Here is a 13,798-nt window from a genome sequence, read left to right as displayed (position 1 = left end):
ACACCGACTTCATGCCGAGATCAAAACAGTTGCTCGCGCTGCTACTGATGGCAATAGCCCCCGTTGCTACCGCCGCTTCCGCGCCCTCTTATGAGCAACTGCAACAACAATTTATTGAACAACAGCAGCAACAGGGATTTACTGCCCAAGAAGTGAAACAGTTTCTGGCAAGTGCCCACAAAAATCAGCAGGTACTAGACGCAATAGCCACGCCATGGGAGGCCAAGCCTTGGTACCAGTATTATCCACTGTTTCTGACGGACAAACGATTACAGGCTGGGTTAGATTTCTGGCAACAGCATCAAGCAGCCATTAGCCGCGCTGCCAAGCAGTATCAGGTTGACCCCGAGATCATCGTTGCCATTATTGGCATAGAAACCTTTTATGGGCAGTTTCTTGGCAACTATCCGGTGATAGACGCGCTTTATACACTGGGATTTTATTATCCGCCCCGTGCGGATTTCTTCCGTCGCGAACTTGGCAAACTGATGGTGTTGCTGCGGCAAGAAAAACTGGATGGCAACCATCTTAACAGTTCCTATGCGGGGGCGATGGGCTTTGGGCAGTTTATTCCGTCCAGCTACCTAGCCTATGCGGTAGATTTTGATAACGATGGAAAACGCGATCTGGTTGGTAGTGCCGATGATGCTATTGGTAGCGTGGCCAACTACTTCCATCAGCACGGCTGGCAAGCAGGGCGTGCAGTAGCGTTACCATTAAAGGTAACAGGCAAGCCTACAGCACATATCTGGCAACCACAGGATAAACTGACACAAACTGCCGCCGATATTCTGGCACCCAATGTTGCCTTGGCACAATCAATGGATTTGGATATCTCGCAACCGGCAATGCTCATTGAGTTGCAACAAGCAGAGGCCAATGAATACTGGTTGGGATTGAAAAATTTTTACGTGATCACCCGTTATAATCGCAGTCCGCTGTATGCCATGGCGGTATATCAGTTCAGCCAACAGTTGAGACAACATCATGCCACGCATTAATTGGTTGCTTCCTTTGTGTGTTCTGCTGTTACTGGGCGGTTGCGCCAGCGAGCCCGCAAATCGTAACGATGGCCGTTACAGCATGAAACACGACCGACCACCGGAGAATCCCCCAGACCTGTCACAGGTCAAAGACGCCACGCCGCGTTATGAACCCTATAGCAAACAAGGCAATAAAGACTACGAGGTATTGGGCCAATCCTATGCGGTACTGCCCTCCGGTAAAGGCTTTGTTCAAGAAGGGCTGGCCTCTTGGTATGCCTCAAAATTTCATGGTCATAACACCTCCAATGGCGAAATCTATGACATGTATTCCATGTCTGGTGCCCATAAAACGCTGCCAATTCCAAGTTACGTGCGAGTCACCAATCTGGACAACAACAAGAGCGTAATTGTGCGTATCAATGATCGAGGACCGTTTCATTCCAATCGGATTATCGATGTGTCCTATGCCGCAGCTTATAAACTGGATATGCTGAAGACTGGCACCGCACCCGTGCGTCTGGAAGTCATTTATAATGACAGTCCAGAACATCAGGCGGTTGCGGCCATTAATAGTGACAATGCGGTGTATTACATCCAGATTGTTGCAGCGAGCTCCAAAGAGAAACTCCAGTCGCTTGCCTCCGTTCTGGAACAGAAATTCAACTTGCAAAGTCGCGTTACCACCGCCGAAAATCTGTATCGCTTACAGTTAGGGCCAATGGCTAACGAAGATCTGGCCAACCGCATGCTGGACACTATTCGCAATGGCGGATATCCCCAGAGCTATCTGGTACGCGATGCAAGTGCAAAGGGTGGTTGATATTTGAGCGGTTCTCATAAGATTAAGGAACCTTCACTGATATCGCTGGTCGACAAATGATATACTGGCTGTCTTTAGGCAGTTTCACTCCAACCAAAAAAACGTATCCAGTCAATGATGAATTTCGCAAAAAAAACCGCAACAGCACTGTTCATGTTCACTGGCGTTGTCTGTGCAGGCGCGCTGGCTGACCCGGTATCTCCAACGCCGATCCCTAATAATCCTTCGCCAGCGTTAACCGCGCCCAGGCCGATGGTGATCCCTGATGCGCCTGAAGTCGCAGCAAAAGCTTACGTTTTGATGGATTACAACTCCGGTCAGGTGATTGCAGAAAATAACGCCCATGAGCAACTCGATCCGGCCAGCCTAACCAAAATGATGACCAGTTATGTCATTGGGCAGGAAATAAAACGCGGCAATATATCGCCCGATGATGAAGTCACTATCTCTCAAAATGCCTGGTCAAAAAACTTCCCAGACTCGTCCAAGATGTTCATTGAAGTGGGCAAACAGGTCAAAGTCTCCGATCTGAACCGCGGCATTATTATTCAGTCAGGCAATGATGCTTGTGTAGCAATGGCGGAACATATTGCCGGGACTGAAGGTGCCTTTGTGGATCTGATGAACAGCTGGGCCAAACAGTTGGGCATGAAAGACAGCCACTTTGAAAATGCCCATGGCTTACATGGTGAAAACCATAAAAGTACCGCATACGATTTAGCATTGTTAGGTGCAGCACTGATCCGTGACGTGCCCAACGAGTATAAGATTTATGATGAAAAATCTTTTACTTACAATGGAATAAAACAATATAACCGCAATGGTCTGTTATGGGATAACAGCCTTAATGTGGATGGCATAAAAACTGGTCATACCTCAGAAGCCGGTTATAACCTGGTAGCCTCTGCCACCAAAGACGGTATGCGACTGATTTCCGTAGTATTGGGCACCAAGAGCGAATCTGCCCGTAAAGCAGAAAGCAAGAAGCTACTTGAATTCGGTTTCCGTTTCTTTGAAACCGTGACCCCCTATAAAGCAGGCGACAGCTTTGTTACCCAGCAGATCTGGTATGGTGATAAGCCAACCGTTAGTCTGGGCGTGGTCACTGACACTCCCATCACCATCGCCCGTGGTCAAGCTAAAAACCTCAAGGCCAATTTCGAGCTAACTAAAGAGTTGGTTGCCCCAATAGCCAAGGGCGAAACTGTGGGTCGCCTGTATTTCCAATTAAATGGCAAAGACATCGCGCAATATCCGCTGGTATCGCTAGAGGAAGTCAAAGAAGGCAACTGGTTCAGCAAGCTGATCGACTACTTCAAACAGATGTTTTCCGGATGGTTTAACTAAGTGAAAAAGGCCGCCTCTTGGCGGCTTTTTTAATGCCTAAATTGTCCCGGATATCAGCAACGGCTAAGCCGATGCTGGTTTGCATTTCCTGTCTGATGGATTTTTGCTATACTCCGCGGCCGCCTTTGTCTGGCAGTATCAAAAGGCAATTGGGCCCCACAGCTTGAACACAGGAAGCGTAACATGAAATTTGAATCTTACAGTTTTGCCCCCGAGATCATTCGCGCCGTAAGCGAATGTGGTTATGAGGACATGACCCCGATTCAAAAGTTGGCAATCCCACCTATCCGTCGCGGTCAGGATGTGTTGGCCAGCGCCCAAACGGGTACCGGAAAAACCGCTGCGTTCGTGTTACCGCTGTTGCAGCGGATTATTGATAATCCCACAGCATTGCAGCCGGGTGTCGTTCGTATCTTAATTTTGGCACCTACTCGCGAGCTGGTGGCACAAGTCGCTGATAATGCCAAGGCATATAGTCGCTACCTTGATGCCCGAGTTGTGTCACTATTTGGTGGTGTAAAAACCACCGGACAAGCCAATAAATTGAGACAAGGGGCGGAGCTGGTCGTGGCAACGCCCGGTCGCTTGCTGGAACACCTGCAAGCTGGCAATATCAATCTATCGCAGGTTGAAGTGCTGGTACTGGATGAAGCCGACCGGATGTTAGACATGGGTTTTATCAAAGACATCCAGAAAATCCTGCAGGCCACCAATAAAGAGCGGCAAACGCTGATGTTTTCAGCAACGTTTTCTGGTGGCGTGAAACAGCTTGCCGAACAGATCCTGCGGCGGCCGAAAGTGCTGGCGGCCGATCGCCAGAACACCACCGCCGCCACCGTCAGCCAGGTGGTCTACCCAGTAGAACAACGCCGGAAGCGAGAGTTATTGGCGGAGCTTATCGGCCGTAAAAATTGGCATCAGGTGCTGGTCTTCTCGGCTACCCGTGAAGATGCCGATCAACTGGCCGATGAACTGAATCAAGATGGTATCCCAACGGCTGCTGTACACAGTGAAAAAGCGCACGGCAAACGCCGTCGCTCACTCAAAGAGTTCACTGAAGGTAAAATTCGGGTGCTGGTATCGACTGAAGTCGCCGCTCGTGGCCTAGATATTCCTGACCTCGATTATGTAGTGAATTATGACATGCCGTTTCTGGCAGAAGATTATGTTCATCGCATAGGTCGTACTGGACGGGCAGGAAAAACCGGTGTGGCAATCTCCTTTGTCAGTCGCGAAGAGGAACGCATTCTGGCCGACATTGAAAAGTTGATCGGCCAACGCCTGAAACGCATCATGATGCCGGGTTATGAAGTGAGTAATCGTGATGTGTTACTCAAGCAATTGCAGCGTCGGCGTTTTGGTAAACATAAGCCGGACGCCAGCAGTGCCACGGAGCAAGTTGCAGCAGAAAAATCGATGTCAGGCCGCCGCGTAAAAGTCAAAGTGGGTGGCAATCAACAGCAGAAAAAACTGAAATAAACCTCGGCCAGTTCGCTGGCGCGCTCAAGACTCAAAACGAATGGCGCGCCAGATCATACCTTCCCGCTGCAACAACAGCACACGAGTCCCAGCTTCAAATGCAATATTTTCTTCCTGAGGCTCTACCAGCACGTAATGAATATGGTGTTGATCATCATGGACTAACGCTTCGGCTGGATTGCCCTTAATCGCTTTACCCAAAGTCATAATCCCTATATTCCCGCACAGATTATCAGTCTCCTCTTCCGCCCCCGCTTGCCAGTTAAGCTGTCGTCCTAGGAGATGACAAACCACTGCGGTAAGCGCAAATGCCAGCCATACGGAAATTTCCTGCGGCAACAGCGTATCAGCCGATAACCATAGCAACAGATTTATCAGAAAGCCGCCGATGGCAAACGAAACCAGCGCGAAAATAAACCAGAGTAAGACGGGCAGACGGTTAAGACCCAACCATGAGGCAAGGGACGGCGCTTCGGCAAATTCTGTGGCCGGTCGCTGTAACGCTGGCGGTTCATCCATCAACACCCCTAGGCTACCACCGGCAATCCGCGCCATTATCTCAACAACAGCTAACATCACTACCACAGTTGCTGCAACAACATATGGCAGGTTGTCATTGGCCAGAATGAAGTCCAGCACTTTGCTCCTCCTTGAGGCAATCCGCCTCCTGCAGATGTCTCTATCCTTAATCCATTCAACTGACACTCTAAAATTTTAGACCTGGACGCATCAGCCCGCCAGCGACTCTATAAGAGATGATATAACGGTTGCAGTTGAGGACTCACGCTTGTCCCGCTAGCATGATAACAATATCCGTGTTTATCAGGTCAAGCCATGCGCCGCAAATCTGTTACCGCCTATCAGCAACTCAGCGACCATTTCCAGAAAATTTCCCATTTTGAACATTTTGCCGCCTTGGGCGACTGGGATCAGGCCACGATGATGCCGTCTGGCGGCAGTGACCACCGCGCCGCGGCTATGGCAGAACTGGCGCGCCATATTCATGAGCTGAAAAATGCCCCGGAGCTAACTGATTGGTTTGCTGAAGCGCAACAACAACTGACACAGCTCTCCAAAGCACAACAGGCAAATCTGCGGGAAATGTTGTGGCAATGGCATCAAGCCAATTGTGTACCCGCAGAGATAGTGCAAGCCAAGACAGCTGCGGCTTATCGCTGTGAACATCAATGGCGCCAACAGCGACCAGCGAATGACTGGCAGGGTTTCAAGCACAATCTTCAGCCATTGCTGGCGTTGGTTAAAGAAGAAGCACAGAGTCGTGCCGCCGCTAGCAATATCACGCCCTATGATGCGTTGCTGGCGCGCTTTGAACCCGGAATGACCGCCGCCAGGCTGACGCAGATCTTTGACCACCTCAGCCAATGGTTACCGACACTCATTCAGCAAATCTGCGAGCGTCAACCCGCCCTTAAACCCGTGGACACCAACATCCGCTATCCGCTGTCACGACAGCAGGATTTGGGCAGAGAAGTGATGCAGTTTTTGGGATTTGATTTTCAACAGGGACGATTGGATATCAGCGCCCACCCGTTCTGCGGCGGTGTTCCAGGAGATGTGCGTCTCACCACCCGTTATAATGAACACAGTTTTTTACCGGCGCTATTGGGCATTATCCATGAAACCGGACATGCCAGTTATGAGCAGGGGCTCCCCGTCACTTGGCGCGGCCAACCCGCAGGACTGGCGCGCTCTATGGGGATCCATGAAAGCCAGAGCCTGTTTTTTGAAATGCAGTTGGCGGGCAGTGCCGCGTTTATCAAGCGGCTATACCCGATGCTGAAGCGCCACCTTTCCTGTCGAGATTCGGCAGCGGAACTGCATCAACAGATCCTGCGGGTACAACCAGGATATATTCGGGTTGATGCCGATGAAGTCACTTATCCCTGCCATATCATGTTGCGCTTTGCGGCTGAGCAGGCGCTGCTCAATGGTAGCCTCGACTTGGCTGACCTTCCGGATTTCTGGGATCAGCAAATGCTGCAGTATCTTGGCATCAGTACCAAGAACAACTACCGTGATGGCTGTATGCAGGATATTCACTGGGCAGTGGGCGAATTCGGGTATTTCCCAAGCTACACACTCGGCGCCATGTATGCCGCCCAGTTTCGCTTTGCCCTAGAAAAACAACTCGGTTCGCTGGATGTGTTGCTAGAAAATGACCGATTACCCGAGGTACTTAGCTGGTTACAGCAACATATCTGGCAACAGGGTTCTTTGCTCGACACTGACACCTTGGTACAGCAAGCGACCGGTGAGCCGCTCAATCCTGACTATCTGCACCGCCATCTGCGCCAGCGTTATCTGAGTTAACCCAACGGCAGAAACTGGTATACTGACGACACTCGTTTCTCAGGTGATGAACCATGCTTATTCGTGCCATCAAAACCGGCGACTGGCCGGCAATTGCGACAGTACAGCAACAGAGTTACCACGATATTGAACCAGAACCCTTAGCGGTGCTGCAAAACAAGTGGCAACTATCACCAGATAGTTGCTTCGTGATGGAACTGCATGACCAAGTTCAGGGGTACTGCCTTGCACACCCTTGGCTTGAAGGAAATCCACCAGCGCTCTACAGCATGCTTGAACCCTGTTTAGCGGCCAACACCTTGTATCTGCATGATATAGCGGTCAGTCCAGAGGCTCGCGGTCATGGTTTTGCCACGCAGGCATTTCGCCGTCTGGTACAGTTTGCACTGCAACAACAACTGCCAACGTTATCTTTGGTGGCGGTGCAGGGTGCGGCGGATTACTGGCAGATGCTGGGCTTTCGTCCCTGCACCATCGAGAAATCCCTCGCCAGTTATACCGATGATGCCTGCTATATGCTCTATTCTTTGTCGCGGAATGCCTGAATGCAACCAACCCTTATCACCATCGGCCTGCTATGCCTGAGCAATATTTTTATGACCTTTGCTTGGTATGGTCATTTGCGAACCCTAGGCACAAAACCTTGGATAATTGCCGCACTGGTCAGTTGGGGCATAGCGCTGTTTGAATATTTGCTGCAAGTACCAGCTAACCGCATTGGCTACACCGTCATGAATGTCGGCCAACTGAAGATCCTGCAGGAAGTGATCACGTTGAGTATCTTCGTCCCCTTTTCCGTATGGTTTTTGCGGGAACCGCTGAAACTGGATTATCTCTGGGCCGGGCTATGTCTGCTCAGCGCGGTATACTTTATTTTTCGCAGTAAATTCTGACCGTTATAGGAGTCCTTATGGCCAGATTGGTAAGCTACGAATTTCGTGGCCAGCAGAAAACCGTCAATTTCGCCTTTGATCAATATCACGATATATTTGAAGCAGCAGCTGCCGCTGAAGGCGTTGATATCAGTGCCTTTCTGAGAATGGAGCAACAAGTAGCCATGACCGCCAAAGGTGGCGGGGCACTGAAAAGCTTTCGACTGCACGAGTTTGCCCGTATGGGCTTTACCAATGTAAAGCTATTGAAAACAGATGACTGAATGACAATAGCACACACACCTGATTATCAATTGGCCAATCTCCCGCGGGCTAGCATCGGCAGACGGCTGGGGGCAACCGCCTACGATTTGCTGTTAGCAATAGCGGTATATATCTTGGCGGGTATTATTGGTTTTGCATTGTTTGCCTTGTGCCAAAAGGCTGGCTTAATCATTATCCCTACAGGAACACTGCTGGCAGACAGTCTGCGCCAAAATGTGCTTTACCACGGTTTGTATCAATGTTGGCTATGGTTTGCAGTAATAGCTTTTTATAGCTATTTCTGGAGCCGGGCCGGTCAGACCCTAGGGATGCAGGCATGGCGGCTAAGAGTGCAGCATTTCAATGGACAAAACCTCAGTCTTATCACTGCCATCGCCAGATTCTGCTGGTCATTACTTGGGGTTGGCAATCTGTGGTTGCTGTTCAGCAAACAAAAGTTAGCGTTACAAGATCAAATGACGCGCTCAGAAATGGTGGTTTTGCCAACACATCGTCATAAAAGCTAACGCCCCGCAACGCAGGGCGCTTGGTTATTTGCGCATGTAGTAGATGGCGGCACCGGTGAACAGCAGACTGGGCATAATCGCGCCCACCACCGCGGGCATGTTGTAGACAATACTCATCGGCCCGAAAATCTCATTACTAATATGGAACACAAACCCAGCAACCACACCCAGCAGCACCCGCGCCCCCATGGTGACATTACGTAACGGCCCGAATACAAATGATAACGCCACCAACATCATCACAGCGACTGTCACCGGTTGCATCAATTTATGCCACAATGCCAGTTCATAGCGGCTGGCATCCTGGTTATTCCCTTTCAGATAATCCATATATCCAGCTAACCCTTTGATTGGCAGTGAATCTGGATCAACTGATACCACACTGAGCTTGTCAGGCGTCAGGCTGGAAGGCCAACGATCTTCCGTCAGATTGTTAACCACCACCTGCTCATTCTTGATGCTGGTACGGCGCACATCCTGCAGCCGCCAGTAGTCATGGGAATAAAACGCGTCGGCCGCATGCACCACGCTCTGCAGTCGTTGGTTGTCATCAAATTCGTACAAGGTGACATTGCTGAGATGTTCAATGGTTTCTATCTGTCCGATATTCACGAATAGATTGCCATCTCTGGCCCAGATCCCACGGTGTGACTTAATCAGATTACCACCGGAAATTTTAGTGGCTTTTAATTCACTGGCTTTCATCTGCGCCACTGGCGCGCCCCATTCCCCAAGCGCCATCACCAATAACATTAGCGGTATGGCGGTTTTCATTACGGACAGGGTAATCTGTAACCGCGACAATCCCGATGCCTGCATGACCACCAGTTCTGAGTTAGACGCCAGCATGCCCATGCCGATAAGCGCACCTAACAGCACCGCCATCGGGAAAAAGGTTTCAATATCTCGGGGAACCAGATACAGCACATAGACGGCAGCATCCATCATGCTATAAGTGCCTTTTCCGACCAAACGCAGTTGATCAACCCATTTGATGATGCCGGACAACCCGGTCAGGATAAGCAGGCATAGTGCAGAAGAACTCAGCAGCGCACGGGCAATATACCAGTCGAGGATTTTCATCATACGACCGCCCTCCGCCGTCGAAATAGTCCGGCAATACGCGTTCCCAAGGGACGCTCCTTGCTCAACAACAAAATGCCCAACAATAGTGCTGAACCGTGGATCCACCACATCCCCAATGACAGCGGAATGACATTATCTTGCAGCGCCTTGCGCCCGGCGACCAGCAAGCCGAAATAACCCAGATAAAGCAGCACCGCTGGGAATAATTTCCCAAATTTTCCCTGGCGCACGTTGACTCGCGCTAGTGGCACTGCAATCAGCGTCATCAACGGAATGGCAATAGGAATCGCCAGACGCCACTGCAACTCAGCAACCGCAGTGCTGTTATCCTGCTTCAGCAATTCGTCAGTGGACAATGCTGACATGCGCCGGTCAGTTTCATCGATTTCCTGTTCTTTAATCTGTGTTTGGTAGCTACCAAATTCAATCACTTGCACATCTTTGCGATTCGCGGATCCTTGATAACGAACACCATTATCAAGTTTCAAACTTTCAGCACCACTGGCGTCTTCTGTTACCCGGCCGCTTTTTGCCACTACTAGGTTTGCCTGCCCCGATTCCTTTCCAGCTTCCGGCATTTGCGCCACAAAGACCTTCTCCAGTTCATTGTCTTTGCTGATCTTTTCCACAAAAATAACCGCTCGCCCGTTGGGGCTGGTTTGGAACCGCCCCTGCACCAGCGCCGCTAATCCGGCTTCTGACTTGGCTTTTTCCAGTACCAACCGCTGCTGCTCTTCGGCCCAGGGTTTGCCATACATGGATAACCAAAAAGTGAACAGGCAGTTCACCACTGCCAGCAACAAGGTAACTCGCGTGACATACCATTCACTGATACCCACGCCATGCAGCACCACCATTTCGTTTTCGGCATACATGCGCCCATGAGCCAACAGTATTCCGAGGAACAGACTCAGTGGCAAAATTAATACAACCAGACCAGGCAGGTTAAGCCCTATCAGAGTCATTACTAGCGAAGAGGGAAATTCACCGTCAGAAGCCCCCGCCAGAATGCGGACAAATTGTTGGCTGACAAAAATAGCCAGCAGCACAGTCAGTACTGCAACTTGTGTTTTGAGCACTTCACGGATTAAGTATCTGAATACAATCACAGGCTGGGTCCTGTATCTAAACTTATCTTTTTGCTGATATCAGAGTATCTTTTATGTAGACTGTCCACTTTTGACAGTTATCTGTCCAAACTGGCGATGCCGATACTGATTAAGGTCACCCATCGCTACAGATAGATGGTTCAGCGCCGTCTGCCGCCGGATATAAAATCCGCCCCAAATACAGATGGACACGAGCTGGCATTATCCAATAAATCAAAAAGTTTGTCTTTAAAAGAATCTAGGAGAGCTCATGGAGTTTAGCGTAAAGAGCGGCAGTCCGGAGAAACAGCGTTCCGCCTGTATCGTGGTTGGCGTTTACGAACCACGCCGTTTGTCCGGTATTGCTGAGCAGCTGGACAAAATTAGCGGGGGCTATATCAGTAATCTGTTACGGCGAGGGGATCTGGAAGGCAAAACCGGCCAGATGCTGCTGTTGCACCACGTTGACAACGTCCTGAGTGAGCGAGTACTGCTGGTTGGCTGTGGCAAAGAAAGAGAACTTGATGAACGCCAATACAAACAGATTATTGCCAAAACCATCAATACTCTCAACGAAACTGGTTCGATGGAAGCGGTATGTTTCTTAACTGAACTTCACGTCAAAGGACGCGACACCTACTGGAAAGTGCGTCAGGCAGTGGAGACAACTAACGCGGCACTATACAGTTTTGACGCACTGAAGAGCCGCAAAGGCGAAGCCCGTCGGCCGTTGCGTAAGTTAGTGTTTAACGTCCCTACTCGCCGCGAACTCACAGTGGGGGAACGGGCGATCACTCACGGTTTGGGGGTTTCTGCTGGTATAGAACTCTGCCGCAATGTGGCCAACATGCCGCCTAATATCTGCAACGCCGCCTATCTTGCTTCTCAGGCCAAACAGCTTGCTGAAGTGCATCACAATCTAAAAGTCTCCACTATTGGTGAAGAACAGATGGCACAGTTAGGCATGAATGCCTATCTGGCAGTAGGTCGCGGCAGTGCGAATGAATCGATCATGACCATCATGGAATATCGGGGTGCCGTGGATAATACGGCCAAGCCAGTGGTGTTGGTCGGCAAAGGGCTGACGTTTGACTCTGGTGGTATCTCCCTTAAACCTGGCGAAGCCATGGATGAGATGAAATACGACATGGGAGGCGCTGCTGGGGTTTTGGGTACCATGAAGGCTATTTGCGAGCTACAACTGCCCATCAATGTCATTGGTGTTCTGGCAGGTTGCGAGAATATGCCATCAGGTAACGCCTATCGTCCTGGCGATATTCTCACAACCATGAGTGGTCAAACGGTAGAAGTACTCAATACCGATGCCGAAGGCCGTTTGGTATTGTGTGATGCACTCACCTATGTGGAACGTTTTGATCCTGAATTGGTTATCGATACCGCGACTTTGACCGGTGCCTGTGTGATTGCTCTGGGCAAACACGCTTCAGGACTGTTCTCAAGCCATAATCCTTTGGCCCATGAAATATTGAATGCTGGAGAACAAGCTGGCGATCGCGCTTGGCGCTTGCCACTATGGGATGAGTATCAGGAACAGCTAGACAGCCCATTTGCCGATATGGCCAACATTGGCGGTCGTCCAGCAGGCTCAATCACCGCCGCCTGTTTTCTGTCACGTTTCACTAAGAAATATAACTGGGCTCATCTGGATATCGCGGGCACCGCCTGGACCAGTGGGGCGAATAAAGGCGCTACCGGACGCCCGGTGCCAATGTTGACACAATTTATTATCAACCGTTCTGGCGTAGAACAGGGCGAGTAATCTAGTTGATACTTGTCAAAAAGCGAAGCTTAAAGCTTCGCTTTTTGTTTTTTAGCTGATTATGGCGGTGATCCGTCGTAAATGGTGATAAAGCTGCAATGTTCCGGCAGCAACGAAGATGTTTGCGCCGTAACGGTTAGCTTATCCGCTTGCCGCTCACCGGCCCACGTAGACACTGGCACGCGCACCAGTTTAAAAAGCATCTGCGTATTCTGGGTTGATAGCGTGCCGTTGCCTTGTGCATTTAGACTGTAATTGCCTTTGAGCAAGGGATATTCATCCCCTCTATCGAGGGTGAAATTGTGAGTATCGGCATCGGTTTGCAACACCATATATTGACCAGCACAATTATCAGTCTGCATGACTACGGGCATATTGATACTAAATGATGGGGGGAGATACAGCCCCACATTGTAGCCATTATAAAAGTGTTGTGCCGTCTGCATCGATATCACATCAACCGTAGCGTATCCCTGCTGCTGTATAGCACGCACAATACCATTGATATAAGCGTCATCAAACAACAGTGGACTCATAATCAGCAATGGCTGCGTTAATTTATAAGGCGGTGCCACATTGATGACAGTAACGTCATAGCCCTGCTGTTGTAATTGCTGTTGGAGCGCATCGATATTGGCGGGAATGACCTGAGCACGTGACAAAAACACCTGCTGACTGCTGCATCCGCATAGCAGGCAAAGCCATAATGCCTGCCCCATTTTATTCAAAATCACTAGGGTGCAACGAGACATAAACATGCAAAATTCCATCGATTTTCGTATCTTAACAAACCAGATACAGCGCTAATTGACCTTGATGAGTAACATCCATCTAAAAATATAATTTAAATAAAAAACAATAAATTAATCAAAAATCAAGGAAGCTCCTGCCCCCCAACCTCATACTTTGTTACTAAATCTTCACTGGACGCCGCCGAGTGAAACAAGTAACGTGCTGCCGTTATAACAGATTGTCCTGAATCGAGATGTTACGTCGAATATTACCGCAAAACAAAAAGTGGCTATGGTTGCTACTAGGCGTTTGGCTGACTGTATTGCAGTCGGTTGCGGTCGTGCATTCGGCGGAACATGGGTTGGTTCATGAACATTCCCACTGTCTACTCTGTAACTTCAGTAACCACCCAAGCAGTGGACCGGCAGCAATACTGCCAGTGGCCGCGACTCAGTCGTTGGTTATTAAAGTAACCGGGCCGTTATA

14 protein-coding genes are annotated in these 13,798 nt (G+C 49.8%); 10 read left to right on the top strand and 4 right to left on the bottom strand.

Going from position 1 to position 13,798, the window contains the following annotated elements:
- Window positions 1-11 precede the first annotated feature (11 nt).
- From mltB to IE064_RS12325, 4 genes are all read left to right on the top strand, one after another.
- A complete protein-coding gene (gene mltB / locus IE064_RS12340; protein WP_189618080.1) occupies window positions 12-1,001 on the top strand; it encodes a lytic murein transglycosylase B in 990 nt (329 codons plus the stop codon).
- Window positions 988-1,806 (top strand): septal ring lytic transglycosylase RlpA family protein, encoded by an 819-nt coding sequence (locus tag IE064_RS12335; RefSeq protein ID WP_189618079.1) that lies wholly within the window; start codon window positions 988-990, stop codon window positions 1,804-1,806. Before mltB ends, IE064_RS12335 begins: the two co-directional genes overlap by 14 nt.
- Before the next feature lie 114 nt (window positions 1,807-1,920).
- Window positions 1,921-3,153 (top strand): serine hydrolase, encoded by a 1,233-nt coding sequence (locus IE064_RS12330; protein WP_229800027.1) that lies wholly within the window; start codon window positions 1,921-1,923, stop codon window positions 3,151-3,153.
- A gap of 183 nt (window positions 3,154-3,336) precedes the next feature.
- Complete coding sequence (locus IE064_RS12325) at window positions 3,337-4,632, top strand: DEAD/DEAH box helicase (RefSeq protein ID WP_189618078.1); 1,296 nt, start codon at window positions 3,337-3,339, stop codon at window positions 4,630-4,632.
- A 24-nt stretch (window positions 4,633-4,656) separates the two neighbouring features.
- Here the strand turns inward: IE064_RS12325 and IE064_RS12320 are convergent, their stop codons facing one another.
- Window positions 4,657-5,271 carry an OB-fold-containig protein gene (locus IE064_RS12320; RefSeq protein ID WP_189618077.1) on the bottom strand — a complete coding sequence of 205 codons (615 nt, stop codon included), beginning with the start codon at window positions 5,269-5,271 and terminating at the stop codon, window positions 4,657-4,659.
- Window positions 5,272-5,466: 195 nt separating this feature from the next.
- Between IE064_RS12320 and IE064_RS12315 the strand changes: the two genes are divergently transcribed.
- The 5 genes from IE064_RS12315 to IE064_RS12295 are packed head-to-tail and all read left to right on the top strand — an operon-like array spanning window position 5,467 to window position 8,626.
- A complete protein-coding gene (locus tag IE064_RS12315; RefSeq protein ID WP_189618076.1) occupies window positions 5,467-6,963 on the top strand; it encodes a carboxypeptidase M32 in 1,497 nt (498 codons plus the stop codon).
- Between the two features lie 53 nt (window positions 6,964-7,016).
- On the top strand, window positions 7,017-7,508 hold the full coding sequence (locus IE064_RS12310; RefSeq protein ID WP_133039565.1) for a GNAT family N-acetyltransferase: 492 nt from the start codon (window positions 7,017-7,019) through the stop codon (window positions 7,506-7,508).
- A complete protein-coding gene (locus IE064_RS12305) occupies window positions 7,509-7,856 on the top strand; it encodes a DMT family protein (RefSeq protein ID WP_189618075.1) in 348 nt (115 codons plus the stop codon).
- A gap of 17 nt (window positions 7,857-7,873) precedes the next feature.
- Window positions 7,874-8,119, top strand: coding sequence for a DUF2960 domain-containing protein (locus tag IE064_RS12300; RefSeq protein ID WP_189618074.1), 246 nt, complete (start codon window positions 7,874-7,876; stop codon window positions 8,117-8,119).
- Window positions 8,120-8,626, top strand: coding sequence for an RDD family protein (locus IE064_RS12295; protein ID WP_189618073.1), 507 nt, complete (start codon window positions 8,120-8,122; stop codon window positions 8,624-8,626).
- Window positions 8,627-8,650: 24 nt separating this feature from the next.
- Here IE064_RS12295 and lptG read toward each other — a convergent pair whose 3' ends face one another.
- The gene (gene lptG / locus IE064_RS12290) at window positions 8,651-9,709 is read right to left on the bottom strand and encodes an LPS export ABC transporter permease LptG (protein ID WP_189618118.1); all 1,059 of its coding nucleotides are present in this window, start codon (window positions 9,707-9,709) and stop codon (window positions 8,651-8,653) included.
- A complete protein-coding gene (gene lptF, locus IE064_RS12285; protein ID WP_189618072.1) occupies window positions 9,709-10,821 on the bottom strand; it encodes an LPS export ABC transporter permease LptF in 1,113 nt (370 codons plus the stop codon). The genes lptG and lptF overlap by 1 nt, the downstream gene beginning before the upstream one ends.
- A gap of 250 nt (window positions 10,822-11,071) precedes the next feature.
- Here lptF and pepA point away from each other — a divergent pair, with 250 nt between their 5' ends.
- The gene (gene pepA, locus IE064_RS12280) at window positions 11,072-12,580 is read left to right on the top strand and encodes a leucyl aminopeptidase (protein ID WP_189618071.1); all 1,509 of its coding nucleotides are present in this window, start codon (window positions 11,072-11,074) and stop codon (window positions 12,578-12,580) included.
- 59 nt (window positions 12,581-12,639) lie between these two features.
- Here the strand turns inward: pepA and IE064_RS12275 are convergent, their stop codons facing one another.
- On the bottom strand, window positions 12,640-13,338 hold the full coding sequence (locus IE064_RS12275) for a hypothetical protein (RefSeq protein ID WP_189618070.1): 699 nt from the start codon (window positions 13,336-13,338) through the stop codon (window positions 12,640-12,642).
- Between the last annotated feature and the right edge of the window lie 460 nt (window positions 13,339-13,798).

It is taken from the genome of Shewanella fodinae (assembly GCF_014651955.1).
GTDB lineage: Bacteria > Pseudomonadota > Gammaproteobacteria > Enterobacterales > Shewanellaceae > Shewanella > Shewanella fodinae.
The sequence above is the reverse complement of the archived record's forward strand: the minus strand, read 5'-3'. Positions and strand labels throughout refer to the sequence as shown.